Raw genomic sequence first — 2,705 nt, forward strand, 5'->3', positions numbered from 1 at the left:
ATTGCCAACTTCGATCGGTAGTGAAGTCAATGTAAAAATTAACACGATCGTCTTGGGCGCGTGGGCATTATTACTCGCTCGTTATAGCTGTACTTTAGATGTATTATTTGGTACTAACATCTATGCGTCACTCGGTAGATCTGATGAGATTTTGCCCGCTAGAGTCAAGATTGAGAACGATCGCCAATTATTGTCGTGGTTGCAGGACTTAGACTCACAGCCAACAGGTGAGGATGTGCCGACGCTGGCGCAGATCTGCGAGGAGATGCAGGTCGGATCGAGCGATTTATTGACGAGTGTATTAGTATTTACACGATCGGGTGAAGATAATTTAGCGTTAGTTAATTATCCGCTGGTGCTCAGAGTGGTGACTGGCGAACGGTTAGGGTTGAAGTTAGCTTATGACAGCCAGCGATTTGAAGTAGCGGCGATCGATCGAATGCTAGGGCATTTACAAACGCTAATTGAGGGGATGGTTGGTAATTTATACCAAACCCTGGCGGAAGTACCGATGCTGACGGCGGCAGAACGCCACCAATTGCTAGTTGAGTGGAACGACACGCGGGTTGACTATCCGCAAGATAAGACAATTCATCAACTTTTTGAAGAGCAAGCAGCGCGCACGCCCGATGCGATTGCTGTTATTGCTGGAAATAGTCAATTAACCTATCGTCAGCTCGACGAGCAGGCGAACCAATTGGCGCGCCATCTGCGATCGATTGGCGTTAGCGCGCAGCTCCCGATCGGGATTTGTATCGAACGCTCGGTAGAATTGATGGTGGGGGTACTGGGCATTTTAAAGGCTGGTGCGGGTTATTTACCACTCGATCCAGCTTATCCGCAAGCACGACTGGCTCTGACGATTGCCGATACTAAAATTGAGATCGTGCTGACTAGTGCGGCGACGATGGGTTTATTACCAGCGCATCGAGCGACTGTTGTTTGTGTGGATGCAGATTGGGCGCAGATTTCGCAGCAGTCGAGTGCGGCTCTCGATAATATTGTTACGCCTGACGATTTGGCGTATATAATTTATACTTCTGGCTCGACAGGTACGCCCAAGGGTGTCGTACTCAACCATCGTCCGCTGGTTAACTTGCTGCAATGGCAAGAGACTACATCTCAGTGTACGATCGGTTCGCGGACATTGCAGTTTTCGCCGATCGGGTTTGATGTATCATTCCAAGAGATTTTTGCAACTTGGAGTACGGGCGGGACATTAGTGACGATCTCGGAAGATTTACGCCGCGATCCGGCTGAATTATTACACTTTTTACAAGCACGATCGATCGAGCGGTTATTTTTACCCTTTGTCGCTTTACAGCAATTGGCAGATGTGGCGGCGCATGAAGGCATCGCACCAGCGAGTCTGCGGGAGGTAATTACGGCGGGGGAACAGTTGCAAGTTACGCCACAGCTTGTCAACTGGTTTACGCAGATGCCTAATTGTACGCTGTACAATCATTACGGCCCTTCTGAAAGTCATGTAATTACGGCATTCGCGCTCTCTGGTGCGCCCCAAGAGTGGATGTTATTACCACCCATCGGGACGGCAATTGCCAACACGCGGCTGTATATTTTAAATTCGCAATTCGAGCCACAGCCGATCGGGATTCCTGGAGAATTGTATATTGAAGTGGGCGATGCCAGTCGCGGCTATTTCAATCGTCTAGATCTGATGGTGGAGAAATTTATTCCGAATTTATTCGACGTTAATTCGCAGTCAAGACTGTATAAAACTGGCGATTTGGTTAGGTATTTAGCAGATGGAAATATTGAATTTTTAGGTAGGATCGATCGACAGATTAAAATTCGCGGCTTTAGGATCGAGCTGGGCGAAATTGAGGCGGCGGTGACTCAAAATTCTGCCGTGCAAGAAGCGGTAGTGACGATGCGCGAAGATGTTCCGGGCGATAAGCGGTTGGTGGCTTATGTCGTTTTACGCACGCCGACAGAAGGTATGGAACGTCAATTGCGTAGCTCTTTGCAGCAACATTTACCTGAATATATGGTGCCGAGTCGGTTCGTTTTTTTAGACGCATTACCACTAACGCCTAGCGGCAAAGTCGATCGTCAAGCTTTACCGCTGCCCCTAGCGGTGCGCTCCGATTTGGTAGGGAGTTATATACGCCCAAATACCGATTTAGAGCGAGAAATTACCGAAATTTGGGCGCAAATTCTGGGCTTAGATCGTGTTGGTATTAACGATAATTTTTTTGAGTTGGGTGGGACTTCAATTTTAGGCGTGCAAATGATGTTGCAGTTGCAGCATAAATTAGGACACAGCTTGCGGATCGCGCTGTTATATCAGCATGGTTCGGTTAAAGAATTAGCACGCGCAATTGCGACAGACAATGACATCAGAGTCGATCGGTCGATCTCCGCACGAGCAGAGCGGCAAAGAGGCGATCGTCAGGGCGACTCATTAAATGAGGGGATTGCAATTATCGGCATGGAGGGTCGGTTTCCAGGTGCGGATTCGATCGATGCGCTATGGGATAACCTGTGTCGGGGCATCGAATCGCATACCTATTTCACCGATGCCAAGTTAGATCTTAGTATTGACTCCGAATTGAGAACCGATCCGGATTATGTCAAAGCCAGAGGAATAATTGCAGGCGCGGAAACATTCGACGCGGCGTTTTTTGGCATTACTCCCCGCGAAGCCGAAATTATGGATCCGCAGGCGCGGGTATTTTTAGAGC

1 protein-coding gene is annotated in these 2,705 nt (G+C 48.6%); it reads left to right on the forward strand.

The features are described 5' to 3' along the window. Positions 1-2,705, forward strand: a 2,705-nt coding sequence (locus Q0R35_RS05565) for an amino acid adenylation domain-containing protein (RefSeq protein ID WP_295615101.1), incomplete at both ends; no start/stop codon positions are given.

Origin of the sequence: Chamaesiphon sp. GL140_3_metabinner_50 (genome assembly GCF_025361915.1) — a bacterium.
In the GTDB taxonomy this organism is placed as follows: Bacteria; Cyanobacteriota; Cyanobacteriia; order Cyanobacteriales; family Chamaesiphonaceae; genus Chamaesiphon.